General features: G+C 71.0%; 2 protein-coding genes. Both read right to left on the reverse strand.

Annotated elements, in window-relative coordinates; all coding sequences use genetic code 11:
* Positions 1-865, reverse strand: an 865-nt coding sequence (locus ABZV34_RS39690; RefSeq protein WP_356288238.1) for a histidine kinase, incomplete at its 3' end; no start/stop codon positions are given.
* Positions 862-1,256 (reverse strand): response regulator transcription factor (locus ABZV34_RS39695; protein WP_356288241.1); only part of this gene is annotated, 395 nt, incomplete at its 5' end. The genes ABZV34_RS39690 and ABZV34_RS39695, both read right to left, overlap by 4 nt.

Consider the following 1,256-nt stretch of genomic DNA (forward strand, 5'->3'; position numbering starts at 1 on the left):
CCGGGGGCTGGGGCATTCCTTGCCCGTCGTCGGCTACGGTCAGGGTCATCTCATGCCGGTCGGCCCTCACACCGACGGTGATCCGTGTCGGCCGTGCGTGTTTCACCGCGTTGGTCAAGGCCTCCTGCACGATGCGGTACACGTGGGCCTGTGCATCTGAGCTCAGCCGGTCGCTGAAGTCGGACTGCTGCGGATCGATCCGCAGATCGACGCGGATACCGAAGGTCTCCGAGGTGCGACGGCACAGTGCCTCCAGGGCGGCGCGCAGTCCCAGTTCGTCCAGGACCAGGGGGCGCAGATCCGTGATCAGGTGGCGCAGCGAGGTGATCTGGTTGCCGACCAGGGCGCGTGCCTGCTCGATCGCGCTGCGCATGGCCTCGGGTCGGCCGTCGGCGGCCGCGGAGGAGAGCACCACCTGCACGGCGCCGAGTTCCTGGAGGGTGTCGTCGTGCAGTTCACGGGCCCAGCGGCTGCGTTCGCGCTCCGCGCCGTCGTGGCGGGCCCGGACCCGTTCACGTTGGAGGCCCCGGTCGCGGTGGGTCGCGCTGCGCATGGTGGAGGCCGTGTACACGACCAGGAGGAGCGGGAGCACGTGCAGGGCGTTCAACAACGGTTGTTCGGTGATGCGGACCAGGCTGGCCACGGCGAGCATGAGCGCGATGGCACCGGCCACCACCATCCAGGTCCGGCGGCCCGCGGTGTAGAGCGGTGCCGCCCCGAGAAACGGGGTTGCCGCGGCGAGGGAGAGGGCCAGCTCGGAGGGCAGCGGCTGGTCGGTGACCTCCAGAACCACGGCAGCCGCGAGCAGACAGGTTCCCGCCGCCTGCAGGGCGAGGCCCCAGCGGGCCTGGCGCGGTCCGCTCATGCCACCAGGCCGCGCTCGCGGGCCGCGGCGATGAGTTCCGCCCGGGTGTCCTTGCCGAGCTTGTCCCGAATGCGGGCACGATGGGTTTCCACGGTCCGGACCGAGACGTAGAGATGCCGCGCGATCTCCAGGTTGGTGTGGCCCAGCGCCAGCAGCGACAGAACCTCGGCCTCGCGGACGGTCAACGACTCCTCGTCGGCAGGTCCCGGCATCTCGACGGCAAGCCTGGCCCCCAGCACCGGCTGGACGTACGTCCCGCCTTCGGCGACCTGGTGCGCGGCGGCCCGCAGCTCCTCGGCGGCCGCCTCCTTGAGCAGGTAACCGGCCGCACCCGTGCGTAGCGCCTCCCGGGCGAACGCCGGATCCTCCTGCATCGTGAGAACCAGGATCC

The sequence above is a fragment of the Streptomyces sp. NPDC005195 genome, from assembly GCF_040608315.1.
Lineage (GTDB): Bacteria > Actinomycetota > Actinomycetes > Streptomycetales > Streptomycetaceae > Streptomyces > Streptomyces kaempferi.